Here is a 26377-nt window from a genome sequence, read left to right on the forward strand (position 1 = left end):
TTCGCGGGGGCGACGGACAAGAAAGGGCGCCCCGGTCTCCCGGAGCGCCCCCATTCAAAGCTATGCTTTCCGATCAGCTGAAATTCACCATCGCATAGAGCATCGGGATCGAAAGCAGGGTGTTGGTCCGCGAAAAGATCATCGCGGTCTTCGCTGCCTTGGCCTTCGTTGCGTCATCGGCTTCGACGATGCCCAGCGCCTTTTTCTGGTTCGGCCAGATCAGGAACCAGACGTTGAACGCCATGATGAGGCCCAGCCACATGCCGACGCCGATCAGCTTGTACGGATCCTGGAGCGCCAGCGCGGGCGCCAGATATTGGGCGTGGCCGGCGATGCCGATGCCCAGCAGAACGGTGAGCAGCGCCGCCCAGCGGAACCAGAAGAGCGCGGCGGGCGCGATATGTTTGCCGACCGCGGGTTTCAGTTCGGCCGGAATCTTGGGCATCGTCGGTATCTGGACGAAGTTGAAATAATAGAGCAGCCCGATCCACAACACGCCGAAAAACGTGTGCAGCCAGCGCATGATGGCATTGCCCGCGGCGACGCCATCCTCGAAATTCTGGCCGTTGAGGCCGAACATCACGACGATTGCAAGCAACAGCCCCGCGCCCAGGACGGCGTGCAGATTACCGAAAAATTTGTCCATGGCATTTCCCCCATTTTATCGCGGCGCCGCGTGCGACCCGGTGCCGGTGACGCAGCTATGCCAGCGACGGGGGGCGGCATCAACTTTTGTCGGTGGCCGCCTCCTCGGGCACCGCCAGCCCGTTCTTCAACATCACCGGCAACTGGCTGAGCGTGAAGAGGAAGGAAAGGGCGGTGACGCCCCACACCTTGATCGTCAGCCAGAGGTCAAAGCTCATCTGTCTCGCCTGGATAAGCTCGTACATCACATGATTGGCGATGCCGAGCGCGGCGAAAAAGAGGCCCCAGTTGCGCGACAGGAGCAGCCAGCCCCGCTCGGTCAGCCCTTCGAGCGCCGACTGGAGCAGATATTTGAGCATGGGTTTCCCGAACCACCAGCCCCCCAGCAGCATCGCGGCAAAAGCGCCATAGATGATCGTCGGCTTCATCACGATGAAGCGTTCGTCGTGAAACCAGATGGTCAGCGCGCCGAAACCGAGCACGAGGATGCTCGACATCCACAGCATCGGCGAAATCCTGCCGAGCTTCCACTTCGATACCGCCATCGCGATGACGATCGCGACCATGAAGGCCGCCGTGCCCTTGATCGCCGCGGTCGTCGCCGCGAACGCGCCCTCGCCCCCCGACGACAATTTATACGCGAGGAAAAAGACAAGCAGCGGCCCGAAATCGATCGCGAAACTGAGCCAGCCGTGCTTGGCGGGCGGCGGCGCCGGAACCGGCTCGGGGCCGCTGGGAAGCAGGTCGCTCATCTTATGTTTCCTGCAATGATGCCCGCGATCTCGTCGGCGTCGAAGGGGCGCAAATCCTCCATCGTCTCGCCGATGCCGATGGCGTGGATGGGAAGGCCGTGGCGCTCGGCCGCGGCGACGAGCACGCCGCCGCGCGCGGTGCCGTCGAGCTTGGTCATCACGAGCCCGGTGACTCCCGCGACCTCGCGGAACACGTCGATCTGCGCCAGCGCATTCTGCCCGGTCGTCGCGTCGAGCACCAGCACGACGTCGTGCGGCGCCGCGGGATTGAGGCGGCCGAGCACGCGCTTGATCTTGGCGAGCTCGTCCATCAGCTCGCGCTTGTTCTGAAGGCGCCCGGCGGTATCGACGATCAGCACGTCGATGCCCGTCGCGGTCGCCTGTTTGACCGCGTCGAACACGATTCCCGCGCTGTCGCCGCCTTCCGGCCCCGCCATGATCGGCACGCCCAGCCGTTCGGCCCAGACCTTCAATTGGCCGATCGCGGCGGCACGGAAGGTGTCGCCCGCGACCAGCATCACGCCATAATCCTGTTCCTGGAACAGATGCGCGAGCTTGGCGATGGTCGTCGTCTTGCCCGACCCGTTGACCCCGATTACCAGGATCACCTGCGGACGCGGAAAGGCGTCGATGTCGAGCGGCTCGGCCACCGGGCGCAGCACCGCGGCGATCTCGTCGGCGACGATCTTGCGCAATTCCTCGGTGCCGTTCGCGGCGACGTCGCGGCGCTCCGACAGGCGATCGCGAATGCGCGCCGCCATTGCGGGGCCAAGGTCGGCGGTGATCAGCGCTTCCTCGATCCGGTCGAGATCCGCCTCGTCGAGTCGCGCCTTGCCGGTGAGGCCCGCGAGATTCTCGCCGAGCCGTTCGGAGGTGCGGCGAAAGCCGCCGAGCAGTCTTTCGCTCCAGCTTTTGCCGGTCATGCGGCGATGTCCTTTGCTTGCGTGGGGGTGGCGACCATGCGATCGCCGTCGCGCGCCAGCAGGCGCACGTCGATGATGGCGCCGGGCGGAGCGGGCGCGACCAGTGCCAGCGATGCGAAGTTTTCGGCGTGGCCCGTGATACCGTCGCGCTCGACGAGCATCGACGCGGTGCGACCGACCTGCGCGTCGAGCCAGCTTTCGCGGCGCCGGGCATTGGCCTCGCGCAGCGCCGCGGCGCGTTCGCGCGCGACGGCGCGGCCGACCTGCGGCATCCGCGCGGCGGGCGTCCCGGCGCGCGGGCTGTAGGGAAAGATGTGGCCAAAGACGATGTCGCAATCGTCGATCAGCGCCAGCGAATTGGCGAACATCGCGTCGTCCTCGGTCGGAAAGCCCGCGATCAGGTCGGCGCCGATCGCGATTTCGAGGCGCGCGGCCTTCAGCCGTTCGATGAGGCGCACGGCATCGGCGCGGCGATGGCGGCGCTTCATCCGCGTCAGCACCATGTCGTCGCCCGCCTGCAACGACAGATGGACATGCGGCATCACGCGCGGCTCCCCGGTCAGCAGCGCGAACAGCGCATCGTCGATCCGGTCCGGGTCGAGCGAGGAAAGCCGCAGCCGCTCGACCGGCAGCGCGAGCAGGGCTTCGACCAGCGCTGCCAGGCTGGTCCCGCTGTCATCGCCATAGCTCGCCAGATCGACCCCGGTGAGGACGATCTCGCGCTGGCCGCGATCCAGCGCGGTGCGCGCGGCCTCGACGACCGCTTCGGTGGTCGCCGACCGCGCGGTGCCGCGCGCGAGCACCGTCGCGCAGAAGGTGCAGCTATGCGGGCAGCCGGTCTGGACGCCGAGGAAGGCGCGGGCGTGATCGGAGCCCGAGAGGGCGGGAGAATAAGCTCCCGTGTCCCCGCCTTCGGGGGGGGACAAGGAAGCGTAAGAATGGTAGCTCTCAACCACCCTCTTCGCATCGTTGCGTACCACCCGCGCGCCCATCGCGACAAAGCGTTCGGCCTCCAGCTCCGCCGCGCACCCCGTTACGACGACCTCGACGCCCGGCCGCTCGCGCAAGCTCCGCCGCACCGCCTGCCGCGCCTGGCGCACCGCTTCGCCGGTTACCGCGCAGCTGTTGAAGACGATCGTGTCGCGTGCGCCCGCGGCCTCTATCGCGGCGCGGATGGCCTCACCCTCGGCGATGTTGAGCCGGCAGCCGAAATTGACGACCTGAACGCGGTCGGCGGGGGTTGCGCTCATCCGAACTGCGCCCAATCGGTCTCGCCGTCGAACACCCGCGTCGCGGCGCCGCTCATCACGATCGGTTCGCCCGGCGCCCAGCGGATGACGAGGTCGCCGCCGGGCAGCGCAACGGTCACCGGTGACTGGACGAGGCCCGCCCGAACCGCCGCGACCGCGGTGGCGCAGGCGCCGGTGCCGCACGCCTGCGTCAAACCCACGCCGCGCTCCCATACGCGCAATTGCAGCTGGTTCTCGCCGTCGAGGCTCGCGACATTGACGTTGATGCGCTCGGGAAACAGGGGGTCGGTCTCGATCCGCGGGCCGAGTTCGTCGAGGCGTATCGCATCGGCCTCGGGCACGAAGAAGACGATGTGTGGATTGCCGACATTGACCGCGGCGCCATGCTCCAGCTCGTCCCACGCGACGGGCATGTCGCGGGTGTCCATCGGCATCGCAAGCGGGATATGTTCCCAGTCGAAGACGGGCTCGCCCAGCGTGACTTCGGCGCCGCCGTCGGCCGGGGTGACGCGCAGCATCCCGCCCAGCGTCTCGATCACCGCGGGCTTGCCGAGCAGCGTCGCAACGCAGCGCGTGGCATTGCCGCACGCCTCGACCTCGCCGCCGTCAGCGTTGAAGATGCGCATCTTTACGTCCGCACTGTTCGACGGTTCGAGCAGGATGAGCTGGTCGCAGCCGATGCCATGGCGCCGGTCGGCGATCGCATGCGCGCGCGCCGCCGTCATTTCGACGGGCGCCGCGCGCGCGTCGATGACGACAAAGTCGTTGCCGAGGCCGTGCATCTTTGTGAAGCGATCCGCCATAGTCCGCGCATGTAAGGGCGCGGGCGGGCGAAGTCTAGCGAGGCGCGGGCATTACGCCGTTTTGCGCAGCGGCTCTTTCTCGTCGGCGACAGGTCTGGCCGACGGCACGCCGACGCCGCGCAGCAGCCCGCGGTCGGCGAGCAGGCGGTCGGTGTCGGCGGCGGAGGCGGCGCGGCCGAAGTACCAGCCCTGCCCCTTGGCGCAGCCGAGCCGCGTCAGTTCGATCGCGGTCGCCTCATCCTCGACGCCTTCGGCGGTGATCGGCATCGCCAGGCTTTCGCCCAGCCGCACGATCGCGAGCACGATCGCCTGCGCATCGGGGCTGCCGCGCATCGCCGCGACGAAGCTGCGGTCGATCTTGATGCGGTCGAAGGGGAGCGCGCGCAGATGCGACAGCGAGCTGTAGCCGGTGCCGAAATCGTCGAGGGAGAGCGATACGCCCTGATTCTTGAGGCTGGTGACGATCGACCGCACGAGCGGCAGATTTTCGAACAGCGAGCTTTCGGTGATCTCGACCTCGAGCTGTGCCGCGGGAAAGCCCGTTTCGACGAGCAGCTTGGTGAGCTTCTGGCTGAACCAGGGGTCTTTCAGCTGTTGTGGCGCGATATTGACCGCAAGGATGATCGACGGATCCCAGCGCTTGGCGATCTCCATCGCGTCGCGGATGACGCGGAGCGACAATTCGCCGATCAGCCCGCTTTCCTCGGCGACCGGGATGAAGCGTTCGGGCGGGATCAGCCCATATTCGGGCGATTCCCAGCGCATCAGCATTTCAAAGCCGACGAGGCGGCCCGACGCGATGTCAACCTGTGGCTCGAAATGCGGTACGAATTCGCCGCGCGGCATGCCGTCGCGAATGCCCGTTTCGATCTGGTTGCGGACCTGCACCGCCATTTCCATGCCCTGTTCAAACCAGACATGGCGATTCCGCCCTTCGTCCTTGCCGTGATACATGGCGATGTCGGCCTGACGAACCATGGTTTCCATCGACACGCTGGCGTCGCTCGCGAGCGCAATGCCGAGCGACGCGCCGATGCGAATCGGTTGCGCGTCGTGCATGATCTTGTTGTCGAGCGCGGCGACCAGCTCGGCCGCCAGCGCGTCGATGTCGCTGCGCGCCGCGGGGTCGAAGGCGATCATCGCGACGAACTCGTCGCCGCCGAGCCGCGCCTTGGTGGCGCTGGGCGGCAGCACCGCGGCGATGCGTTCGGCCGCGACTTGCAGCACGCGGTCCCCCGCGGCGTGGCCGTGAATGTCGTTGACGGTCTTGAAATGATCGAGGTCGAGCAGGAACAGCGCGACATCGCGTTTGTCGGCAGCGGCTTCGGCGATCATCCGCTGGCCCGAAACGAGCAGCGCCCGGCGGTTGAGAAAGCCGGTGAGCGGATCGGTGTCGGCCAGATAGCGCGCGCGCTGCTCGGCCTCCGTGCGCTCGCGGATTTCGCGGTTAAGATCATTGTAGCGACGCCAGCCGAAGAGGATCAGCGCGATATTGAGCACCAGCGCGGTGGCCAGCACGCGATCGGGCCCGCCACCGATGCCGATCAGCGCTCGCACAACGGCCTGCATCACGTTGCCGCCCGTGCCGATGAACAACAGGATCGCGGCCACGACGATGCCACCGGTGATGATGTCGCGTTTGGCGCCTTCGCTGCGGTCCAGTGACTTTGGCGTCGAATACATATGAACTTGTCCCACCCTCGATCCATCTTATGCGGGCGAAGCGGTGAAATTTGGGTTAAGTGCGGCTCCATCCCTTCGTCTTGCCTTTGCGCGCTGCTTGCTGTAGGGCCGCGTCGTCCGGGTGCATCTTGCGCCGGGACATATCGACATCCGCGACGGAAATCTGTCCACGGATAGCCGCTGGTTGGCGAGGTTTCGCTCACCGGCGTCTTTTGCGTTGCGGTCGTCAGAAGGATTGAAAAGACGCATGTTCGACAGTCTGAGCAATCGGCTTGGCGATGTTTTCGGAAAGCTCCGCGGTCGCGGCGCGCTGACCGAAGCCGACGTGCGCGCGGCGATGCGCGAAGTGCGAATCGCCCTGCTCGAAGCCGACGTCGCGCTGCCCGTCGTGCGCAGCTTCGTCGACCAGGTCACCGAACTTGCGATCGGCCAGAATGTCCTGCGCTCGGTCACGCCGGGGCAACAGGTGGTCAAGATCGTCAGCGACGCGCTGACCGAAATGCTCGGCTCCGAAACCGCCGAGCTGGACCTGAATGTCGCCCCGCCCGCGGTCATCATGATGGTCGGCCTCCAGGGGTCGGGCAAGACCACCACGACCGCCAAGATCGCCAAGCGGCTGAAGGAAAAAGAGCGCAAGAAGGTGCTGATGGCGTCGCTCGACGTCAACCGCCCCGCCGCGCAGGAACAGCTCGCCGTCCTCGGCCGCCAGATCGACGTCGCGACCCTGCCGATCGTCGCGGGCCAGCAGCCGGTCGAGATCGCGCAACGCGCCATGCAGGCTGCAAAGCTCCAGGGTTTCGACGTCCTGATGCTCGACACGGCGGGCCGCCTCCACGTCGACCAGCAGCTGATGGACGAGATGCAGGCGGTGTCGCGCACGGCGAATCCCGTCGAAACCTTGCTCGTCGTCGACAGCCTGACGGGCCAGGACGCGGTGCAGGTTGCGCAGCGCTTCAGCGATCAGGTGCCGCTGACCGGGGTGGTGCTCACCCGCATGGACGGCGACGCGCGCGGCGGCGCCGCGCTGTCGATGCGCGCGGTCATCGGCAAACCGATCAAGTTCGCGGGCACGGGTGAGAAACTCGACGGGCTCGAATTGTTCCAGCCGGCGCGCATCGCGGGCCGCATCCTCGGCATGGGCGACGTCGTCAGCCTCGTCGAACGCGCCGCCGAAACGATCCAGGCCGAAGAGGCCGAGGCGATGGCGGCGAAGATGGCCAAGGGCCAGTTCGACCTCAACGACCTGCGGACCCAATTGAACCAGATGCGCCGCATGGGCGGCCTCGGCGCGCTCGCGGGGATGATCCCGGGGGTCAAGAAGGCGCAGGCGGCGATGGCCGCGGGCGGCGCCGACGACAAGATGCTCGTCCACTTCGATGCAATCATGGGGTCGATGACGCCGAAGGAGCGCGCGAAGCCCGAAATCATCAACGCCAGGCGCAAGATTCGCATCGCCAACGGGTCGGGAACGACGGTGCAACAGGTCAACAAGGTGCTGAAGATGCACCAGGAAATGTCGACCGCGATGAAGAAGATCCGCAAGATGGGCGGCCTCAAGGGCCTCGGCGCGCTGTTCGGGCGCGGCGGCGGCATTCCGGGGATGCCCGGCCTTGGCGGCGGCACAATGGGCGGCGGCGGGCTTGGCGGGCTGCCCGGTCTCGGCGGCGGAGCGATCCCGCCCGACCTCGCCAAGCTGATGAACAAGAAGAAATAATCCAGACAATCCTGTTTAGACTTAGAAGGAATTATTCATGGCTACTTCCATTCGCCTCGCACGCGGCGGTTCGAAAAAGCGTCCCTATTACAAGATCGTCGTCGCCGATTCGCGCTCCCCGCGCGATGGCCGCTTCATCGAGCGCATCGGCAGCTACAACCCGCTGCTCGCCAAGGACAATCCGGAGCGCGTGAAGCTCGACACCGAGCGCGCGAAGCACTGGATTTCGGTGGGTGCGCAGCCGACCGATCGCGTCGCCCGCTTCCTCGACGCCGCGGGTGTCAAGGAACGCGCAGCGCGCAACAACCCCAAAAAGGCCGAGCCCGGCGAGAAGGCCAGGGAACGCGCCGAAGAAAAGGCCGCGAAGCAGGCCGAGGCGGCAGAGGCGGCCGCCGCTGCTGCCGCTGCGCCGGCCGAAGAGGCGCCTGAAGCTGCTGCCGAATCGGATGCGACGGGTTCGGTGAAGAGCGAAGAAACCGCCGAGGCCGTCGCCGACGCGGTCGCCGACGAAGTCCCTGCCGACGCGACCGCCGAAGACGCGGCGGCGATCGCCGAGGAAGTCGCCGAAGGCGGCCCGGTCGCTCCCGAAGCCGAAGAAAAGGCCGAAGGCTGAACCCCTGTGACCGCCGACCGCCCCGTCACCCTGGCCGCGATTGCAGGCGCGCATGGGGTGCGGGGTGAGGTTCGGCTCAAATTGTTCGGCGAAGGCGCGGAGGCCCTCCGCGCCTTTTCCGTTTTTGACGCGGGTGGCCGCAAGCTCACGCTGAAATCGGTGCGTCCTGCCAATCAGGGCGCCGTTGCGACTTTTGCCGAAATCGCCGATCGCAGCGCTGCCGAAGCGCTGCGCGGCGCATTGCTCACCGTCCCGCGCTCGGCGCTGCCGCCATTGGGGCCGGGCGAATATTATCACCATGACCTGATCGGCCTGCCGTGCGTGTCGACCGACGGCACTCCGGTCGGCCATGTCGCCGCGATCGACAATTTCGGCGCTGGCGATATCCTCGACATCGAGAAGCCGGACGGCAGGCGTTTCATGGTGCCGATGACGGAACAGGCGGTGCCGACATGGGACGCAACCGGGGTGACGGTGAACGCGGCATTCATCGAATAATGGCGCGGTCGCCGCGTGGCCACCGGCGCCGCGGGCCCGCATCGACGCCGTCAAAACGCTCTTGGGGGGTGGCTGCCCTCGTTTCGCCGCACAATGCACTCCAATTGGCGGCGCGGCGCGTCAACGCTCTTGCTCCGCATCATCGGCTCGCGGAAAGGGCAAACCGATCACGCGGGGGCGGCTCATTGAAGGAGTAGGGTAATGAGTGCGGTTTCCAGAAGTCCGAAATTGCTGTTGCTGCTGACCATGCTGGTCGCGCCGACGACCGGCAGCCTCGCCGCGCAGGCGCAGGAGGAAGGCGCAGAGGACGGTGTCATGGCCACTGTCTATGGCGAGCGGATGCCCGACCCGTCGCAGATGGCGGAAGGGCCCGAACTCGAAGGCATCATCTCGGCGCGCAGCGGCAACCAGATCCAGATCACGACCGCCGACGGCGCGAAATCCGTGGTTATCGTCAACGAGAATACGCGCGTGAAATCCAGCGGCGGCTTCCTTGGTTTGAGCCGCAACAAGCTCGCGACCGACGCGCTGCTCAACGGCCTGCCGGTCAAGGTCGATACGCGGCAATGGGCAGGCGGCCTGTTCGCCAGCGAAGTCGACCTCAAGAGCAAGGATTTGCGCACCGCGTCGATGATCCACACCGGCACCGACCAGCGCTTCGCCGAACAGACCGCGGCGACCGAGGCGCTGCGCAGCCGTGTCGGCGACATCGATCAATATAATGTCAAAAGCACGACGAACGTGAACTTCGACGTCGGCAAGGCCGCGTTGTCGGCGCAGGCCAAGGCCGATCTTTGCGCGACGGCGACGGCGGCGGACGCGATGGACAATGCGCTGCTGCTCGTTGTCGGCTACACCGATTCAACCGGAAGCCAGGAGTTCAACCAGAGGCTCAGCGAAAAGCGCGCGGGAGCGGTGGTCAACCATCTGCAACAGGCGTGCGGCTGGAAGCCCTATCGGATGCTGACGCCCACCGGCATGGCCGAAGCCGATCCGGCCGCCGACAACAGCACCCCGGAAGGCAAGGCGCAGAACCGCCGTGTCGCGGTGAATGTGCTGGTCAGCAAGGGGCTCGACGGTCTGTAAGGCTGGCGGGGCGGCGCTTTGCAAGGGACAGCGCCGCCCCGCTTCGCGGCGGGCCTTGGAGGGACGACGCCCGCGATTCTCCGGTGTCGGGGTCAGGGGGTTGGCACCCCGATCCGCGCGCGCAGCTTGCGGTCGCGAAGGTCGCGCCGCCGCCGCAGCCGCGATACGGCGCCGGCGATCCCGGCAAGGCAGCGGTCGAGATCGGCGCATAGCGCATCGTGGCCGCTGTTCCAGTTCCGCATCCATATTTCATCCATCATTGTCTTGCTCCTGTCGGTTCGATGCAATGCAGATGCGCCTTTGCCCGCGCGACCGCCAACTAAAGCTTTGCTATCCATCATAAGGTCAGCTTATGGTGACGCATGAACCAAATCCCGCCCCTCGCTGCTGTGCGCAGCTTTGAAGCGGCCGGGCGCTTGCAGAACTTTTCGCGCGCGGCCCAGGAGCTGGGCATGACTCAGGCGGCGGTCAGTTATCAGATTCGTCAATTGGAGGACCGGCTCGGTCGCGCATTGTTCGTGCGCGAAAAGGGGCGCGTGCGCCTGTCCGAAACGGGTCAGCGGCTGCTCCCCGCGATCAGCAACGCCTTTGCGATGATGAACGACGCCTTCGCAGCGCTGGGCAGCGACGAGGCCGATGTGCTGACGATCAACGCGGTGACCAGCTTTGGCGGCACCTGGCTCAGCGCGCGCATCGGCGGGTTCCAGCTTCTGTACCCGGACCTTGCGGTGCGCATGTCGATGAGCAATGAACTGATCGATTTCGATGCCTCGAACGTCGATGTCGCGATCCGCATGGGGCGGGGCCAATGGCCGGGCTTGCGCAGCGATTTTCTGATGCGCCAGCATGTCGCGCCGCTTGCCTCGCCCGCTTTTCTCGAAAAACATCGCATTCGCGAACCCGCCGACCTGCTGCGCGTCGAGCGGCTGGCGCCCAACGACAGCTGGTGGGCCGATTGGTTTGCCGCCGCCGGGGTTGCGACGCCGCTCGCGCCGTCGCGCCGCGGGATCGAACTCGACAGCCAGCTTCAGGAAGCCAGCGCGGTGCAGGCGGGTTTCGGCGTCGCGATGATGACCCCGCTTTTCTGGCAGGCCGAGATCGCCGCGGGGCGCATGGTCCAGCCCTTCGACACGCTCCATATATCGGGGTCGGCGATGTGGCTCGTCCACCGCGAGAACCGCGTCGGGGTGCGCAAGATCGAGCGCTTTCGCGAATGGCTCCACGCCGAGCTGGCCAAGGATCGGCACCTGGTTCCCGACATATTGTGGGAGCCGCCGGAGTGAATCGCCTCGACACGGGTGCAAGCATTGTATATACATCGTGTATATACGGAGATGGATGGTGACCAAGGAATATCGCGCGAAGGTGTTTAAGTCGGGCAACTCGCTCGCGTTGCGTCTGCCCAAGGCGCTGGGGATCGAAGAGGGGACCGAGATGGTCGTGCGTGAAGAGCGGGGCGAGTTTCATTTTGGCCCGGCCGACAAATCCAAAGCAAAGATCGACGTCAGCGGCTTTTGGGGCAAAGCGCCGGGTCTGAAACTTGCGCCGCGGGAAGACTTCGAAGAACGCCCAAGCACGATCGCCGCGCGCAAAGCCGCTGAGGCAGCGAAGGCGAAAAAGAAAGAGTGACGCGCTATCTGATCGATGCCGATTGCGCGGTCTATGCGATGACCGCGCGCTTCGAGCCGCTGCGTGAGCGACTTACCGCTTGCGCTCCGGGCGACGTCGCCATTTCGACGATCAGTTTTGCCGAAGTTGCGCTGGGAACCGAAAATGGCAAGCCGCCGTCACCGGAGATTCTGGAAGCCTTTATTGCCGCCATCCCGCTCGTTGCCTTCGACGAAGCGGCGGCACGCGAATATGCACGGCTTCCATTCAAGCGGGCGCGTTTTGATCGCTTGCTCGCCGCCCATGCGTTGAGCCTCGGGGTAACGATTATTACGAATAACCAGGCCGACTTCGCCGATGTGCCGGGACTTCGGGTCGAAAATTGGACCCAGCCTTGACCTTCACCGCCGTCCCCCTCACCCTTTATCCCGACATGTTCCCCGGCCCCCTGGGGCACAGCATGGCGGGCCGCGCGCTCGATGCGGGAACGTGGCATTGCGCGCCGGTGCAGATCCGCGACTTTGCGACCGACAAGCATCGCACCGTCGACGATACGCCCGCGGGCGGCGGGGCGGGGATGGTGCTCAAGGCCGATGTTCTTGCCGCCGCGATCGACCATGCGGTGGCGGCGCATCCGGGCCTGCCCGTCCTTGCGATGACCCCGCGCGGCACCCCGATCACGCAGGCGCGCGTGCGCGACCTCGCCGCCGGTCCCGGCGCGATCATCCTCTGCGGCCGGTTCGAGGGTTTCGACGAGCGCATCTTCGACGCGCGGCCGATCGAACAGGTCTCGATGGGCGACATCATCCTGTCGGGCGGCGAGATGGCGGCGCTATTGCTGCTCGACGCTTGCATTCGGCTGCTTCCCGGCGTAATGGGCGCGGCTTCCAGCGGCGACGACGAATCGTTCGAGAACGGTTTGCTCGAATATCCGCACTATACCCGGCCCGTCACATGGGAAGGGCGCACGATCCCCGAAGTGCTGCGATCGGGGGATCATGCGAAGATCGCCGCCTGGCGGAAACACCAGGCGGAAGAGACAACACGGTTACGCAGGCCGGACCTTTGGGAGCGCCATGAGGGCGCTCGGGACCGACCTGCCTCTGGCGCGCGGCAAAAGAAGAAGGACCAGGGGCCATGAACCTCATCCAGACGATCGAAGCCGAAGAAATCGCCAAGGCTGGCAAAGACATTCCGACCTTCCGCCCCGGCGACACGCTGCGCGTCGGCGTGCGCGTGGTCGAAGGTGAACGTACCCGCGTCCAGAACTTCGAGGGCGTGTGCATCGCGCGCTCGAACAAGGGCATGGGGTCGAACTTCACCGTGCGCAAACTGTCGTTCGGCGAAGGCGTCGAGCGCGTCTTTCCGCTCTATTCGCCCAACATCGACAGCATTACCGTCGTCCGCAAGGGCGCCGTCCGCCGTGCGAAGCTTTACTATCTGCGCGGGCGCACTGGTAAATCGGCACGAATTGCGGAACGCCGCGATTACCGGTCGGAAGCCGGCGAAGGCTAAGGAGAGCTTCTCTCACCCAAAGCCGAAACAGCTTTCCAAAACGACCGGTTCGGCCAAGGGGCAGAACCGGTCGTTTTTCGTTTCACGGACAAGATAAAGGACAGTTTCATGGGTTACCGGATCGTCGTCGCGGGTGCGACGGGCAATGTCGGACGCGAAGTCCTCGCCATCCTCGCCGAGCGCGAATTTCCCTATGACGAACTGGCGGCGGTCGCATCGCCCCGCAGCCAGGGCGACACGATCGAGATCGGCGACAGCGGCAAGACCGTGAAATGCCAGAATATCGAGAATTTCGACTGGGCGGGCTGGGACATGGCGATCTTTGCGATCGGCAGCGACGCGACCGCCATTTACGCGCCCAAGGCGGCGGCGGCGGGCTGCGTCGTGATCGACAATTCGTCGCTCTATCGCATGGACCCCGACGTGCCGCTGATCGTGCCCGAGGTCAACCCCGACGCCATCGACGGCTACACGGCGAAAAACATCATCGCCAACCCCAATTGCTCGACCGCGCAGATGGTGGTCGCGCTGAAGCCGCTCCACGATGCCGCGACGATCACGCGCGTGGTCGTGTCGACCTATCAGTCGGTGTCGGGCGCGGGCAAGGCGGGCATGGACGAGTTGTGGAACCAGACGCGCCAGATCTTCGTCGGCGACGAAAAGGATGTGAACAAGTTCACCAAACAGATCGCCTTCAACGTCATCCCGCACATCGACAAGTTCCTCGACGACGGCTCGACCAAGGAAGAGTGGAAGATGGTCGTCGAGACCAAGAAGATCCTCGACCCCAAGGTCAAGGTGACCGCGACCTGCGTGCGCGTGCCCGTCTTCGTCGGCCATTCGGAAGCGATCAACATCGAGACCGAGAAGGAATTGTCGGCCGAGGATGCCCAGCGCATCCTGCGCGAAGCCCCCGGCGTCGTGCTCCACGACAGGCGCGAGGACGGCGGTTACATCACCCCCGTCGAATGCGTCGGCGATTTCGCGACTTTCGTGAGCCGCGTGCGCGAGGATCCGACGGTCGAGAATGGCCTCAACCTCTGGTGCGTCAGCGACAATCTCCGCAAGGGTGCGGCGCTGAACGCGGTGCAGATCGCCGAACTGCTGGGACGGCGGCATCTGAAGAAGGGCTGAGGGTAAGATGCTGGGCCCCTGCGAAGGCAGGGGCCCATCACCCAAGATTGCGGTATGCGTCGCCGTCTCTGTGAAAGGCGACGGCGGGAGATGGACCCCTGCCTCCGCAGGGGTGCAGTGGAGTCGGCGTATCTCGACTTTGCGCGATACGAACGGGTAGGATGTGGGCGTGCCGTCCGTGTCCGCCACCCCACCCGCGCAGCGCCGCCTGATTGGCCTGCTCCTCGCGCTGCTCCTCATCGCGCAGATCGATCAGCCCTATCCCGAGGTCGCGCTGCTCCAGCATATCCCGACGATGCTATTGATCGTCGCATCGCCGTGGCTGCTTCGCCGCTGGCCGCTGTCGACCGCGGCGGTCGCGTGCATCGCCCTCTTCCTCGCGCTCCACACGCTCGGCGGGCGCTTCGCCTACAGCAATGTGCCCTATGACGACTGGGCCCGCGCGCTGACCGGAGCGACATTGTCCGACACCTTTGGTTGGACGCGCAACCATTATGACCGGTTTGTCCATTTCGCCTTCGGCGCGCTGTCGGTGGTCCCGGTGGCCGAAGTCGCGCGCCGCCGGAGCGGGCTGGGCGCGCGCGGCGCCATGCTGGCGGTGCTCGGCTGGGTGCTTTCCGTCTCCGCGCTTTATGAGGTGTTCGAATGGCTGCTCACGCTCTTCGCGGCGGGCGAAACCGCCGACCGCTACAACGGGCAACAGGGCGACATGTGGGACGCGCAAAAGGATATGGCGCTGGCGGCGCTCGGCGCGGTCGCCGGGCTGGCGATCGGAGTGCGCCAGCAGGTGGGCCTCGGGACAGGTGGCCCCACCTGATGTTAAACGTCATCCCGGCCTTCGCCGGGATGACGGAAAAAAGGGGGGCGCTGACTCCACCCTCGCACTGCCGTCAAAGCGCGCGTTTCGGCGCGAACAGCCGGTCGAACCCGTCGGGCGTTCCTTCGATCTTTTCCAGATGCGGCCAGCGCAGCCCGCTGTGCCAGGCGATCTCGACCGTGCGATAACGCCCGCCGCGTTCGACGAGCAGGCGCACCGGCGTCTTGCCGTCGGCGGCGGCGCGGATCGCGGCCTCGATGCGCTCGCGGCTGTAGCTCATCCCATCGACCGCGACGATTCTGGTGCCGTTGACGATGTCGGCGCGGAACGCCGGGCCGTTCCACAGGATGCTGCCAGCGACGCCCTCCTTGTCGATCGTCAGGCCGAGCGAGTGGGTGAGATCGACATTTTTCCCCTGCGCCATCCGGTCGCGGTCATAGGCGTTCGGCGTGTCGCGCCAGACGAGGCGGTAGCCCGCGCGCTCGATCCCGCCGATGGGCGCCGGGCGGCCGGACGCCTGCATCCGGTCGCGCAGGAAACGCTCCCAGTCGTGGGGATGCACGGCGTTCAGCGCCGCGACGACATCGCCGAAATCATAGGTCGACTGCCCCCAATCACCCTCGCGCCCGCCGAAAAAGGCGCGCGCGAAATCATCGAGGCTTTTGCGGTTGTCGGTGGCGCCGCGGATCAGCATGTCGGCCTCCAGCCACATCAGCGACCCTTCGTTGTAATAATCCTCGGTCCGCGACCAGCTCGGAAAGGGCTTGGGCTTGCGCGCGGCGATGATCGGGTCGAGCGTCGTATCCTCGACCGAGCGCCAGCTGCGCCCCGGCTGGACGCTGTAATTGGCGGCATGGCTCGCCCATTCGCCGAGGATCGTCTCCTTCGCCTGCATTCCCGACCGCCCCGCCAGCACCAGATCCCAGAAGCTTGTCTGCCCTTCGTAAACCCACAGCAGATTGTCCTGCATCGGGGTGCGGTAATCGGGGGTCCATAATTTGTCGGGGCGGCGATATTTGCCGTTCCAGCTATGCACCAGCTCGTGCGGGAGCAGTCCGCGCTCCCAGTCATTCTCGTCCCATTTGGTGAAATAATCGACCGCGCGGCTGTTCTCGCTCGACCGATGATGCTCGAGCCCGATGCCGCCAAGTTCGTCGGTGAGCGCGAGCAGAAACTCGTAACGGTCGAAATGACGCACGCCGAACAGCGCGACCGCTTCCGATACCAGCGCCGCGTGGCGCGCGATATGGTCGGGGGTGGCGGCGAGATATTGCGGCTCGTCGGCGATGACGTTGAGCGTGACATTGTGGCCAAGATCCCATTTGCGGAAATGGGCTCCTGCGAACATCGGGCTGTCGACCAGCACCTCGTAACTGGTCGGCGCATAGCTGTAGCGATTACCGGAGGTCTTGAGCCCGTCGAGCGCCGCGACGCCGGTCCAGCCGTCGGGCAGCGTCACCTCCAGCTGCACCGGGATATTCCGCGTGAAATATCCGGCGGGATAGAGGCTGACCTGTTCCCATTGCAGATTCATCATCGCCGGGGTCACGACGACGCGGCCCTCGCTGCTGCGCGTCGGCGACAGGAAGTCGAACCCAACCTCGATGGTCTTCGCGCCCGCGGGTACGTCGATGTCGAAGGCGTAAACGTCGGTCGGCTGGCGGGTCCATGCGAGCGGCTTGCCGCCCGCCGATGCGGTGAACCCCGCCATCTCGGCGACCGCGCCGCGCGGCGCGTGCTTGCCGGGCAGCCATTCGGGATAGAGCAGGGTCAGCTTGCCCGCCTTTGCCACCGGAATCGTCTGGCGGACGCGGAAAATGCCGCGCGCAACATCGGTCGCATCGACGCGCAGCTGCATCGTCCCCGGATAGGGCTTGTCGGCGGGCAGCGGGATGGTGAGCGGCGGAACGACCGGCTGCGGACGGCTGTTCATGTCCTGCGCGGACGCGGCGGGGACAAGGGCGAGGGGCGCGGCAAGGAGTGCGGCGGCGACAAATGCTGCTGTTTTCATGGCGACATTCTTAGGCAGGAATGGAGGGGGAGGTCCAGCCTTCCTCCCTTCTCCCTCAAGGTGAGAAGGTTTGATGGCGGCTCTTTGCCTTTCATACAAAAACCATTAGACGCCGCCGCCATGAGCAAGGACAAACCCGCCAAAATCCCGACGCCGCAGCCGGTGCGCGGCACGCAGGACATGCTCGGCGATTTCGCCGACCGTTTCGCGCATGTCGTCGAGACATTCGAGCGCGTGCGCCGCCTCTATGGCTTCAGGCGGATCGAGGTGCCGGTGATCGAGCCGACCGCGGTGTTCGCGCGGTCCCTGGGTGAAACCACCGACGTCGTGTCGAAGGAAATGTATTCGTTCGACGATCGCGGCGGCGAATCGGTGACGCTGCGCCCCGAATTCACAGCGGGGATCGCACGCGCCTATATCACGAACGGCTGGCAGCAGTTCGCGCCGCTGAAGGTCGCGACGCACGGCCCGCTGTTCCGCTACGAGCGGCCGCAGAAGGGGCGTTATCGCCAGTTCCACCAGCTCGACGCCGAAGTGCTGGGCAGCGACAGCCCGCTCGCCGATGCCGAGCTGCTGGTGTTCGCCGACCAGCTGCTGAAGGAATTGGGGATCGCCGAGGGCGTGACCTTGACGCTCAACACGCTCGGCGACGCCGAAAGCCGCGACGCCTGGCGTGCGGCGCTGGTCGAGCATTTCATGGCGCATCGTGGCGATCTGTCCGAAGACAGCCTCGCGCGGCTCGACAAGAATCCGCTGCGGATATTGGACAGCAAAGACCCGCGCGACCGCCCGATCGCCGACAGCGCGCCCGACATCGACGCGTATCTGACGAGCGAAGCGCAGGATTTCTTCGGCGCCGTCACCGCGGGGCTCGACGCCGCGGAGGTCGCGTGGGAACGCAACGCGCGGCTGGTGCGCGGGCTCGACTATTATCGCCACACCGCGTTCGAGTTCGTCACCGACCGGCTGGGCGCGCAGGGCACGGTGCTCGGCGGCGGACGCTATGACGGGCTGATCGAAAATCTTGGCGGCCCGCCGACCCCGGCGGTCGGCTGGGCGGCGGGGATCGAGCGGCTGGCGATGTTGGTGGAAAGCGGTCCGGTCGAGCCGCTGATAGCGGTGATTCCCGATAACCCGACGCTCGAAGGCGATGCGATCAATATCGCCTATCGCTTGCGGCAACAGGGTTTCAGAACGACGATCGCTTACCGTGGCAAGGCGAAGCGTCAGGTTGAGATTGCCAGGAAGGTCGGCGCTGATGCGGCGCTCTATGTCAGGCCGCAGCCGGACGATGGTTCGTCCCGCTATCACCTTACCGAATTGAAGCCCGACCCCGACCGTGCATTCCTGGGCCGTGTGCTGCAGGCCATTGGGCCTGGCGTGGGGGGGGTGTCTGGTGGAGGTTCGGGATTCTGAGCGTCGGCGTAATATAACTCGTCACCCTGAACTTGTTTCAGGGTCCATGGGATAAGGGCGCGGCGTTGCGCCATGGATGCTGAAACAAGTTCAGCATGACGGCGGTTTCGGAATTGGCTCGGCAATTCGCCACGCTTCGGCCAAATCCTGCCAATCGGGATTGTCGGCCTCGATCAAGTTTATTTTCCATTCGCGATGCCAGCGCTTCAGCTGCTTCTCGCGGGCTATTGCACCATGCATGTCGTCGAAAAATTCGGCGTGGACGAGCCGGTGCACGCGGTATCGCATTGTAAATCCTGGCACCGCGCCAGAACGATGCTGCCAAACGCGCGCAGCCAAGTCTGATGTAACGCCGATATAAAGCGTGCCGCGCTTCTGGCTGGCAAGAATATAGGTGCAGGGTTGCCGCGACCGCATCTAGGCCTCTATGCGGCGCCGTGGATGCTGAAACAAGTTCAGCATGACGTGTTTGTACTGTTTTGGACAAGATGACCCAGGTTTCCCGAAAGCAGATCGAAGCCATCGTCGAACGCCATGCCGCGCTCCAGGCGCGCATGGCGACGGGCGATATGGCGCCCGCGGATTTCGTCGCGGCGTCGAAGGAGTTTGCCGAGCTCGAACCCGTCGCCACCGCTGCCCGCGAAGTCGTGCGGTTGCGCGGCGAACTCACCGCGCTCAAGGAAATGCTCGCCGATCCCGAAATGAAGGCGATGGCCGAGGAAGAAATCGCCGCGATCGAGGACGCGCTCCCCGCCGCCGAGCATGAGCTGGCGGTCAAGCTGCTCCCCAGGGACGTCGCCGACGAGCGCGCCGCGATGCTCGAAATCCGCGCCGGCACTGGCGGCGACGAGGCGGCGCTGTTCGCGGGCGATCTGCTGCGCATGTACAGCCGCTACGCCGACATACAGGGGTGGAAGGTCGAAATCATCTCGGCGAACGAGGCCGAGGTCGGCGGTTACAAGGAAGTCGTCGCGTCGGTGAAGGGGCAGGGGGTGTTCGCCAAGCTGAAGTTCGAAAGCGGCGTCCACCGCGTCCAGCGCGTTCCCGTCACCGAAAGCGGCGGGCGCATCCACACCAGCGCGGCGACCGTCGCGGTGCTGCCCGAGGCCGAGGAGGTCGATGTCGCGATCAACGACAGTGACCTCAAGATCGACATCTATCGCGCATCGGGGGCGGGCGGGCAGCATGTCAACACGACCGATTCGGCGATCCGCATCACGCATATCCCGACCGGCCTTGTCGTGATCCAGCAGGACCAGCGCAGCCAGCACAAGAATCGCGCCAAGGCGATGCAGGTGCTGCGCGCGCGGCTTTACGACCTCGAGCGCGAGAAGATCCACAGCGCCGAAGCGTCGGCGCGGCGGTCGATGGTCGGGTCGGGCGACCGGTCGGAGCGCATCCGCACCTATAATTTCCCGCAGGGACGCGTGACCGACCACCGCATCAACCTGACGCTCCATCGCCTGCCCGAAATCCTGGAGGGCGCGATGGACGAGCTGATCGACGCGCTGATCGCCGAGGATCAGGCGCAGCGGCTGGCGGGGCTGGGTGAGTGAGCCCCCTAATTCCGCTCGCATCGAGCGAAGTCGAGATGCCCATCGGGGCAGGCGCGATTTCGACGGGTGTCTCGACTTCGCTCGACACGAACGGGATTAGAGGTGGGTGAGGTGGGCAAGGCGCTGCGCGATGCGGCGCAGCGGCTCGCGGCGGTGTCGGATACGCCGCGGCTCGACGCCGAACTGCTGATGGCGCATGCGCTGGGGATCGAGCGGCAGGCGCTGCTGCTCGACCCGGCGCGCCACGATGTCCCGGCGGGCTTTGACGCGCTGGTCGCGCGGCGCATGGCGCATGAACCTGTCGCCTATATCCTCGGCTATCGCGATTTCTGGACGATCCGGCTGGCAATTGGCCCCGGCGTGCTGATCCCGCGACCCGACAGCGAAACGCTGATCGAGGCGGCGGTCGATCATTTCCGCGCTGCACCGCCGCAGACCATCCTCGACCTCGGCACCGGTCCCGGCACGCTGCTGTTCGCGGCGCTCGCCGAATGGCCGGACGCGCGCGGGCTGGGCGTCGACGCCAGCGACGTCGCGCTCGATTATGCGCGCGCCAATGCGGCCGCGCTGGGGATGGCGGATCGCGCCGCGCTGGTGAAGGGCGATTGGGCAGCGGGCGTCGCCAGCCGGTTCGACCTCATCCTCTGCAACCCGCCCTATATCGCCGACAGCGAAGCGTTAATGCCCGATGTCGCGGATCATGAACCCGCGGGCGCGCTGTTCGCGGGCGCCGATGGGTTGGGCGATTATCGCCGCATCATCCCCGATCTCCCGCGCCTCGTCGCGCCCGGCGGCGCGGCGATCCTTGAAATCGGTCACGCGCAACGCATATCGGTGAGCGAGCTGGCCCGCGCCGCGGGGTTTGCCGTCGCCTGCAAACAGGATCTCGCTGGCCGCGACCGGGCGCTTTTGCTGACCCGTGCCTGACCGGCGCACAAGAAATCGCTTGGTTTTGGCGGCAAAGCGCGGTAGGGGCGGCTCACAGGCCTGATCAGGGTCCCTTTGGCGGTGCGGCGCACCGATACTGGTCCGGCGGGTCTGCTTCCCAATTGCGATGCTCGTGCGGGACCGTGGGGTCCGGCGCAGGCGGTAAAGGGCAAGGCCGCGCACGAAGCGCGGACGCGACGCGCAAAGAGCGCAGTCGGCCAAAAGGGGTTGGCATAGCTATTAGCTTATCGACAGGATGTCTCAGTTGAACATGAACAACCGGCAGAGCGGTCGCCGTCGCGGCCGCAACAACAATAACAACAATAATCGGTCGCAGTCGGGTGGGCGCGGAGGCGTCGACCAGGCGAACCGCATCGACAGCCGGGCGCGCGGCAACGGCGCGCAGATGATCGAGAAATATCGCAACCTCGCGCGCGATGCTCAGCTCGCCGGCGACCGCGTCCTCACCGAATATTATCTCCAGTTCGCCGACCATTATTTCCGCGTCGTCAGCGATTTCCGCGCGCGCCAGGAAGAAAAGGCCGCGGCGAACGGACAGGAACGCAGCCACGACCGTGGCCGCGAGATTCGCGGGGTCGAGGATTTCGACGGCCATGACGACACCGATGGCGATGGCGACGGCGACAATGGCACCGACGATCAGAGCGATGAGCGGAACGACCGCGGTGATCGCAATGACCGGAACGACCGTGGCCAGCGCGACAATCGCGGCAACCGCGAACCGCGCGGCGATCAGGGGGACGACAGCCGCGGGAACCGGCCGTCATCGCGTGGCCGCTCGCGCAGCCGCGACGATGCCGACAGCGGCAACGAGCGCGACGAGCGCAGCGATGACGACGCGCACGATCAGAAGGCCGAAGCCGAGCGCGCCCCGCGCGCGGCGCGGCGCCCGACGCGTCGGCCGCGACAGAATGACAGCGGCGAGACCGCCGATGCCGGGATCGACACGGCGGTGCTGCCGCCCGCGATCGGGCGCGGCGAACGCCCCGCCGACGCCGACGGCGCCGACGAAGCGCCCGCAGCCAAGCCGCGCCGTACGCGCCGCACGCTGGCCGCGCGGAACACCGACGTCGAGGCGGCCGAATAGACTGGCCTTTCAGTGAGACATGCCATAGCCTCCCCGCGGGACCGTCGCGGGGAGGCTTTTTTATGCGCGCTTTGTCAGGGCTTTGGGCTCCGCTGATCCTTGGGGCCGGGCTGGCCGCGATGCCCGCGGGTGCGCAGGATCCGACGAGGGGCAATGCGCAGGGCGAGCTGGCCGTCACCATCTATAATGGTGGGCAGTCGCTGGTGCAGGACATCCGCCAGATCGCCTTCCCCGTCGGCCGGACGCGGCAGGAGTTTCCCGATGTGTCGGCGCAGATCCGGCCGCAGACGGTCGCCTTTGCCGCGGCGGACACCGCGATCGTCGAGCAGAACTTCGACTATGACCTGCTCTCGCCGAATGCCTTGATGCAAAAGGCGGTGGGCGAGACGGTGACGCTGCTGCGCACCAACCCCGCCACCGGCGCCGAAACGCGCGAGCGCGCGAAGGTGCTCGCGGTCAATGGCGGCGTCGTGCTGCAAATCGGGCAGCGGATCGAGATTCTGCGCGACGACGGGATGCCGGTGCGCGTCATCTTCGACAAGATTCCGCCGAACCTGCGCGCCAAGCCGACCCTGTCGATCACGCTCGACAGCGCGCGCGCGGGGACGCGGCCCGCGACGCTCTCTTACCTCACCAACGGGCTCGGCTGGGCGGCCGACTATGTCTCGCTCTATGACGAGAAAGCGGGGACGATCGACGTCCAGGGCTGGGTGACGCTCACCAACAACACCGGCACGACCTTTGACAATGCCAAGACGCTGCTCGTCGCGGGGACGCCGTCGGCGGGCGGTGCGGTCTCGCCGCGCTATCGCCCGCGGCCGCAGCCGCCCGGCAATCTGCGCCGCGCCGGCACCGAAACCGCGCCGCGCGAGCAGCTTGGCGATTATTATCTCTATCCGCTCGCCGAACGCACGACGATCGCCAACGCCCAGACGAAGCAGGTGAGCTTCCTCGACGTCAGCGGCGTTCCGGCGCAGAAAATCTACGAGTTCACTGTCGGCGGGTTCGACACGATGACCGAACCCGCCAGCGCCGCGAGCGTCATCAAGTTCAACACCAGCGCGAAAGGCGGTGGCCTCGGCGACGCGCTGCCCGCGGGAACGGTGCGTTTCTATCAGCGCGACCTTCGCGGCGACCCGCAGTTCATCGGCGAGAACAATATCGGCCACACGCCGATGGGCAGCGAGCTGGGTCTTGCGACGGGCCTCGCCTTCGACGTCAAGGTGCAGGCGACGGTGGTAAAGCGCGAACGCGTGTCGGCGCGCGTCACGCGCTCGTTCATGTCCTACACGCTGACCAATGCGCGCGCGCAGCCGGTGACACTCGACCTCATCCAGCGCGGGCTCGACTGGTATTGGGATGAAACGCGCATCCTAGATGAAAGCCGGAAGAGCCAGCGGCTCGACAGCGACGGGACGCGGTGGCGCGTCGAACTGCCCGCCAATGGCGAGGCGACGATCACCGCCACCTTTGAAACGCGCTATTGATTCGCGGGCGATGCGCCGCTGGCCGCTCCTGCTGACGATGCTCGCCGCATCCCCGGCGGCGGCGCAGCCGGTGGTCACGTCGCTGGCGCCCGAGAAGGTGTCGGTCAGTGTGTTCCGCGATCCCGGCCGCGACGAAGGCGGCGAAATCTCGCCGAACTGGCTGGAGGGCTTTGCGCTCATCTCCGAGATGCGCACCGTCGACCTGCCCGCGGGCGAGGTCGTGCTGCGCTTCGAGGGGGTCGCCGAAGGGATGATCGCGGTCAGCGCGATCGTCACCGGCCTGCCCGGCGGGGCGGCGCAGAAGAATCGCGACGCGGCCTTGCTGTCACCCGCCAGTCTGCTCGACGGCTCGCTCGGCAACCGCGTCCATCTTCGCCGTACCGACCGCGCGACGGGCCGGGTCACCGAAGAGGAGGCGATCATTCGCTCGGGGCCGGCGGGCGCGGTCGTGCTTCAGACTGCTGCGGGCTATGAAGCGCTGCGCTGCACGGGCATTCCCGAAACGATCCTCTACGACGGCGTACCGCCGGGGCTCACCGCCAGGCCGACCCTGTCGGTGACGACGCGCAGTCCGGTGGCGCAGCGCGCGACGGTGACGCTGACCTATCTATCGACCGGCTTCGACTGGGCGAGCAATTATGTCGCGCGCGTGCGCGATGATGGGAAGACGCTCGACCTCTTCGCCTGGCTGACCGTCGCCAACAGCAATGGCGAGAGTTTTGCGGACGCGGGGCTCGCGGCGATTGCGGGCATGCTCAACCAGGTCAGCGATTTCGAGGAGCTTGCCGATCGTCCGCGCCCGCCGCCGCTGCGCCTCAGCTGCTTTCCGACCGGCAGCGGCCGCTATGGCGCGCCGCCACCTGCCCCGCCGCCCGCGCCGCCGATGATGATGCCAGTTGCGGGGATGGAGGATATCGTCGTCACCGGATCGCGAATGCAGCGCGCCGAACTGATGTCGCCGGTGGCGGTCGTCGCGAGCCAGGAGGATCTCGGCGACCTCAAGCTCTATCGCGTGCCGATCCCCGTCACCGTCGCGGCGAACGGGCAGAAGCAGGTGGCGCTGCTTGTGAAGGACCGCGTGCCCTTTCGGACCATCTATCGGATGCGCACGGGCCTTGGTGACGAAGGCCGGGCGATGACGCCGGACATCGTGCTGCGAATGCAGAATAGGGAAGCCGACGGGCTTGGCGTGCCGCTGCCCAGCGGACAGGCGGCGGTGTTCGAGCGCGTCGGCGACCGCGAACTGCTCGTCGGCGAAGGCGCGATGCGCGACCATGCGATCGGCGAAAAGGTCGACCTGGTCATCGGGACAAGCGATCAGGTGCGGATCGACGTCGAAAATTACGGGCCGCCGAAGAATGGCAAGCATGATTACCGCGTGACGGTGAGCAATGCGAATCCACGTCCGGCCGATGTCGAGATCGGCTTTCTTGTCGACGACCATGAAGGGCTCGATTCGCGGATACGGAAATTGCCGCGCAGCGATGGCTTGCTGACTTGGACCGTCCGCGTTCCGGCGAACGGCAGCAAGACGTTCGACTACCGCGTGAAGGCGGACGAATAGAGCGTGGTCGCATTTATGAAATCGTCATCCCGGCGAAGGCCGGGATGACGGACTGAGGTAATTTGATGCTTCAAACCGGCGGCAGCGGGCGCGGGCGATGGTTTTCGTCGAGCGCGACGAAAGTGAAGAGCCCGCCCGTCACCTTTTCCTCGGTGCGCCCGCCGTCGCGCGTCGCTATCACCTCGATCCGGATCGCCATCGACGTGCGCCCGCGGCGCTCGAGATGCGCATAGACCGAGATGATGTCGCGCAGCAGGATCGGCGCGATGAACTCCATCGATTCGATCGCGACCGTCGCGACCGCGCCCTGCGCGATTCGCCCCGCGACGATGCCGCCCGCAATGTCCATCTGGCTCAGCACCCAGCCGCCGAAGATGTGGCCATTGGCGTTGATGTCGGCAGGGCGCGGGACGACGCGCAGGATCGGGTCGCGCGGGGCGACCGTGGGTGTGGCTTCGGTCATGGTTTCCAATCCGGGTCGTTTTCGAACGGGTCTTCGATCGATTCGTCATGCCCGCTGCCGCTCGACAGGAACACCAGGCCCATCAGCGCCGCGCCGAGCATCACCGACAGACCGACGCCCGCGGCCGTCGCGATGATCATGTGGATCGTCAGCGCATCGCCCATCGAAAAGCGCAGCCAGCCGAGCGCGCCGACGACGGCGGCGAGCGAGACGAGCGCCATGCCCTTCATCAATCGGCGATAGCGTGCCCAGGCGACGTTCGATGTGTCGCGATTGTCGAGCGGGGAGCGTTTGGCCATGCGGGCCTCCATGGACCAAGCCGTCGCCACCGCCAAGCGCGATCGCCGCGGTGGGACGTTTCGTCCATCACCCGAATCATGATAAGCTGTCGCCGCAACGGCGATAAGGACGGGAGCGGCACCTATGACGATCGGGGCGATTCTTCGAGGGCGGAGCGGGACTGTGATTTCGGCGCGGCCCGACGACACGGTGCGCGCGGTCGCCGACCTGCTCGCGCAGAACCGGATCGGTGCGGTGCCCGTGGTCGACGGTGACGCCGTCGTCGGCATTTTTTCCGAACGCGACATCGTGCGCCTTATTTCCTCTTATGGTCCCGACGCGCTCGACCGGCGAATCGACGATGTGATGACCAAGTCGCCCGTCACCTGCGAACCGAATATGGCGGTGATCGCGGCGCTGTCGCAGATGACGCAGAAGCGGATTCGCCACCTGCCGGTGGTCGAGGGCGGCAAGATGGTCGGCTTTGTGTCGATCGGCGACCTCGTCAAATATCGAATCGACCGG

The 26377-nt window shown here is 66.0% G+C and carries 28 protein-coding genes and 1 pseudogene (1 of these 29 only partly in view); 18 read left to right on the top strand and 11 right to left on the bottom strand.

From position 1 onward, the window contains the following. Positions 1-73: 73 nt before the first annotated feature. The 6 genes from SPYCA_RS16940 to SPYCA_RS16965 form a co-directional block, all read right to left on the bottom strand. Positions 74-646: a urate hydroxylase PuuD gene (locus SPYCA_RS16940; RefSeq protein WP_120221897.1), complete on the bottom strand. Its 573-nt coding sequence runs from the start codon at positions 644-646 to the stop codon at positions 74-76. 79 nt (positions 647-725) lie between these two features. Continuing rightward, positions 726-1397 (bottom strand): inner membrane-spanning protein YciB, encoded by a 672-nt coding sequence (locus SPYCA_RS16945; RefSeq protein ID WP_120221898.1) that lies wholly within the window; start codon positions 1395-1397, stop codon positions 726-728. Beyond that, a complete protein-coding gene (gene ftsY / locus SPYCA_RS16950; protein ID WP_120221899.1) occupies positions 1394-2320 on the bottom strand; it encodes a signal recognition particle-docking protein FtsY in 927 nt (308 codons plus the stop codon). The genes SPYCA_RS16945 and ftsY overlap by 4 nt, the downstream gene beginning before the upstream one ends. Next, entirely contained in the window at positions 2317-3570 is a 1254-nt protein-coding gene (locus SPYCA_RS16955) for a MiaB/RimO family radical SAM methylthiotransferase (RefSeq protein ID WP_120221900.1), read from the bottom strand. The genes ftsY and SPYCA_RS16955 overlap by 4 nt, the downstream gene beginning before the upstream one ends. Further along, a complete protein-coding gene (gene dapF / locus SPYCA_RS16960; protein ID WP_120221901.1) occupies positions 3567-4373 on the bottom strand; it encodes a diaminopimelate epimerase in 807 nt (268 codons plus the stop codon). Before dapF ends, SPYCA_RS16955 begins: the two co-directional genes overlap by 4 nt. 51 nt (positions 4374-4424) lie before the next feature. Then, positions 4425-6056, bottom strand: a complete 1632-nt coding sequence (locus SPYCA_RS16965; RefSeq protein ID WP_120221902.1) for a putative bifunctional diguanylate cyclase/phosphodiesterase — start codon at positions 6054-6056, stop codon at positions 4425-4427. Positions 6057-6303: 247 nt separating this feature from the next. Here SPYCA_RS16965 and ffh point away from each other — a divergent pair, with 247 nt between their 5' ends. The 4 genes and pseudogenes from ffh to SPYCA_RS16985 all read left to right on the top strand — a co-directional run bounded on the left by ffh (position 6304) and on the right by SPYCA_RS16985 (position 9967). Further along, positions 6304-7770 carry a signal recognition particle protein gene (ffh, locus tag SPYCA_RS16970; protein ID WP_120221903.1) on the top strand — a complete coding sequence of 489 codons (1467 nt, stop codon included), beginning with the start codon at positions 6304-6306 and terminating at the stop codon, positions 7768-7770. A 37-nt stretch (positions 7771-7807) separates the two neighbouring features. Beyond that, positions 7808-8257 (top strand): annotated as a pseudogene (gene rpsP / locus SPYCA_RS16975) (30S ribosomal protein S16); the annotation flags it as partial. Positions 8258-8389: 132 nt separating this feature from the next. Further along, positions 8390-8881, top strand: a complete 492-nt coding sequence (gene rimM, locus SPYCA_RS16980; RefSeq protein WP_120221905.1) for a ribosome maturation factor RimM — start codon at positions 8390-8392, stop codon at positions 8879-8881. Between the two features lie 201 nt (positions 8882-9082). Then, a complete protein-coding gene (locus tag SPYCA_RS16985) occupies positions 9083-9967 on the top strand; it encodes an OmpA family protein (protein WP_120221906.1) in 885 nt (294 codons plus the stop codon). A 92-nt stretch (positions 9968-10059) separates the two neighbouring features. On the opposite strand, the gene SPYCA_RS19350 is transcribed toward SPYCA_RS16985, so the two are convergent. Further along, the gene (locus SPYCA_RS19350) at positions 10060-10227 is read right to left on the bottom strand and encodes a hypothetical protein (RefSeq protein ID WP_172595119.1); all 168 of its coding nucleotides are present in this window, start codon (positions 10225-10227) and stop codon (positions 10060-10062) included. A gap of 102 nt (positions 10228-10329) precedes the next feature. Here SPYCA_RS19350 and SPYCA_RS16990 point away from each other — a divergent pair, with 102 nt between their 5' ends. From SPYCA_RS16990 to SPYCA_RS17020, 7 genes are all read left to right on the top strand, one after another. Further along, positions 10330-11250, top strand: a complete 921-nt coding sequence (locus SPYCA_RS16990) for a LysR substrate-binding domain-containing protein (RefSeq protein WP_120221907.1) — start codon at positions 10330-10332, stop codon at positions 11248-11250. A gap of 58 nt (positions 11251-11308) precedes the next feature. After that, positions 11309-11596: an AbrB/MazE/SpoVT family DNA-binding domain-containing protein gene (locus tag SPYCA_RS16995; protein WP_120222413.1), complete on the top strand. Its 288-nt coding sequence runs from the start codon at positions 11309-11311 to the stop codon at positions 11594-11596. After that, positions 11593-11973 (top strand): type II toxin-antitoxin system VapC family toxin, encoded by a 381-nt coding sequence (locus tag SPYCA_RS17000; RefSeq protein WP_120221908.1) that lies wholly within the window; start codon positions 11593-11595, stop codon positions 11971-11973. The genes SPYCA_RS16995 and SPYCA_RS17000 overlap by 4 nt, the downstream gene beginning before the upstream one ends. Next, positions 11970-12716: a tRNA (guanosine(37)-N1)-methyltransferase TrmD gene (gene trmD, locus SPYCA_RS17005; protein WP_120221909.1), complete on the top strand. Its 747-nt coding sequence runs from the start codon at positions 11970-11972 to the stop codon at positions 12714-12716. The genes SPYCA_RS17000 and trmD overlap by 4 nt, the downstream gene beginning before the upstream one ends. After that, the gene (gene rplS / locus SPYCA_RS17010) at positions 12713-13090 is read left to right on the top strand and encodes a 50S ribosomal protein L19 (RefSeq protein WP_053555131.1); all 378 of its coding nucleotides are present in this window, start codon (positions 12713-12715) and stop codon (positions 13088-13090) included. Before trmD ends, rplS begins: the two co-directional genes overlap by 4 nt. Before the next feature lie 108 nt (positions 13091-13198). Then, on the top strand, positions 13199-14224 hold the full coding sequence (locus SPYCA_RS17015; protein WP_120221910.1) for an aspartate-semialdehyde dehydrogenase: 1026 nt from the start codon (positions 13199-13201) through the stop codon (positions 14222-14224). 169 nt (positions 14225-14393) lie between these two features. After that, complete coding sequence (locus SPYCA_RS17020) at positions 14394-15041, top strand: DUF2238 domain-containing protein (protein ID WP_120222414.1); 648 nt, start codon at positions 14394-14396, stop codon at positions 15039-15041. Positions 15042-15114: 73 nt separating this feature from the next. Here SPYCA_RS17020 and SPYCA_RS17025 read toward each other — a convergent pair whose 3' ends face one another. Next, positions 15115-17052, bottom strand: coding sequence for a M61 family metallopeptidase (locus tag SPYCA_RS17025; protein WP_120221911.1), 1938 nt, complete (start codon positions 17050-17052; stop codon positions 15115-15117). A 120-nt stretch (positions 17053-17172) separates the two neighbouring features. Here SPYCA_RS17025 and hisS point away from each other — a divergent pair, with 120 nt between their 5' ends. After that, positions 17173-18468, top strand: coding sequence for a histidine--tRNA ligase (hisS, locus tag SPYCA_RS17030; RefSeq protein WP_120221912.1), 1296 nt, complete (start codon positions 17173-17175; stop codon positions 18466-18468). Between the two features lie 90 nt (positions 18469-18558). Here hisS and SPYCA_RS17035 read toward each other — a convergent pair whose 3' ends face one another. Further along, positions 18559-18885, bottom strand: a complete 327-nt coding sequence (locus SPYCA_RS17035) for a GIY-YIG nuclease family protein (RefSeq protein WP_120221913.1) — start codon at positions 18883-18885, stop codon at positions 18559-18561. A 71-nt stretch (positions 18886-18956) separates the two neighbouring features. On the opposite strand from SPYCA_RS17035, the gene prfA reads away from it, so the two are divergent. From prfA to SPYCA_RS17060, 5 genes are all read left to right on the top strand, one after another. Next, the gene (gene prfA, locus SPYCA_RS17040; RefSeq protein WP_120222415.1) at positions 18957-20024 is read left to right on the top strand and encodes a peptide chain release factor 1; all 1068 of its coding nucleotides are present in this window, start codon (positions 18957-18959) and stop codon (positions 20022-20024) included. A gap of 102 nt (positions 20025-20126) precedes the next feature. Continuing rightward, positions 20127-20951 (top strand): peptide chain release factor N(5)-glutamine methyltransferase, encoded by an 825-nt coding sequence (gene prmC, locus SPYCA_RS17045; RefSeq protein ID WP_232003392.1) that lies wholly within the window; start codon positions 20127-20129, stop codon positions 20949-20951. 256 nt (positions 20952-21207) lie between these two features. Beyond that, positions 21208-22059 (top strand): DUF4167 domain-containing protein, encoded by an 852-nt coding sequence (locus SPYCA_RS17050; RefSeq protein ID WP_120221915.1) that lies wholly within the window; start codon positions 21208-21210, stop codon positions 22057-22059. 62 nt (positions 22060-22121) lie between these two features. Beyond that, positions 22122-23546: a DUF4139 domain-containing protein gene (locus SPYCA_RS17055; protein ID WP_120221916.1), complete on the top strand. Its 1425-nt coding sequence runs from the start codon at positions 22122-22124 to the stop codon at positions 23544-23546. Positions 23547-23556: 10 nt separating this feature from the next. Then, a complete protein-coding gene (locus SPYCA_RS17060; protein WP_120221917.1) occupies positions 23557-25110 on the top strand; it encodes a DUF4139 domain-containing protein in 1554 nt (517 codons plus the stop codon). A 70-nt stretch (positions 25111-25180) separates the two neighbouring features. Here SPYCA_RS17060 and SPYCA_RS17065 read toward each other — a convergent pair whose 3' ends face one another. After that, positions 25181-25573, bottom strand: coding sequence for an acyl-CoA thioesterase (locus SPYCA_RS17065; RefSeq protein ID WP_120221918.1), 393 nt, complete (start codon positions 25571-25573; stop codon positions 25181-25183). Beyond that, positions 25570-25872, bottom strand: a complete 303-nt coding sequence (locus tag SPYCA_RS17070) for a hypothetical protein (RefSeq protein WP_120221919.1) — start codon at positions 25870-25872, stop codon at positions 25570-25572. The genes SPYCA_RS17065 and SPYCA_RS17070 overlap by 4 nt, the downstream gene beginning before the upstream one ends. 124 nt (positions 25873-25996) lie before the next feature. Here SPYCA_RS17070 and SPYCA_RS17075 point away from each other — a divergent pair, with 124 nt between their 5' ends. After that, positions 25997-26377 carry the 5' portion of a CBS domain-containing protein gene (locus SPYCA_RS17075; protein ID WP_120221920.1) on the top strand. 45 nt of this gene lie beyond the right edge of the window, so 381 of the gene's 426 nt are visible here — the first part of the coding sequence; the start codon lies at positions 25997-25999; the stop codon falls past the right edge of the window.

Source organism: Sphingopyxis sp. FD7 (genome assembly GCF_003609835.1).
Lineage (GTDB): Bacteria > Pseudomonadota > Alphaproteobacteria > Sphingomonadales > Sphingomonadaceae > Sphingopyxis.